Raw genomic sequence first — 537 nt, 5'->3', positions numbered from 1 at the left:
AGTGCAAAATTGAAGTTCAGTGTTTACAGTGTGTTTTTTGAGTTCGGCTATGCGTTGTCAACCCCTTAGCCGGGCGTTATATGCTTTATCAATTCAGGAGAAGAAATGGATATTTTAGTGGAACAAGAAATCGAACTTCACCAGTATGAGATACGAAAAAATAGAGCTGATATTGAACGCCTAATTCACCCGAGTTTTACTGAGGTTGGTAAATCAGGTAACAGTTTTAACTTTAACTCGATAATCGAAATGATGAGTTCAGAAAAGCCTTCAAATTTTCATGTTCATTCTCAACAATACGAATGTATTCAACTTGAGCCGTCAGTTCAGCTTCTTAAATATGAATCAGCTTTAGTCAAAGAGTCTGGTGAAGTAAGCGATTATGCTAAACGTTGTTCTATTTGGGCTTTTACTGGTAGCTGTTGGCAGTTGAAGTATCATCAAGGAACGCCATGCGCGGCTTTTGAACTGATATAAAACGAGGCTTAGTGGTCAGGCATATAACAAACGCTTCAAGAGGGACAGCCAACGCGCGGC

General features: G+C 39.7%; 1 protein-coding gene. It reads left to right on the top strand.

What is annotated here, in order from left to right:
• The first annotated feature begins 105 nt into the window (after positions 1 to 105).
• Complete coding sequence (locus AACR75_RS15960; protein ID WP_047691013.1) at positions 106 to 477, top strand: nuclear transport factor 2 family protein; 372 nt, start codon at positions 106 to 108, stop codon at positions 475 to 477.
• Positions 478 to 537 lie beyond the last annotated feature (60 nt).

Origin of the sequence: Vibrio sp. ZOR0018, assembly GCF_963865925.1 — a bacterium.
Classification (GTDB): domain Bacteria; phylum Pseudomonadota; class Gammaproteobacteria; order Enterobacterales; family Vibrionaceae; genus Vibrio; species Vibrio anguillarum.
This window is presented reverse-complemented; position numbering and strand designations above follow the sequence as displayed.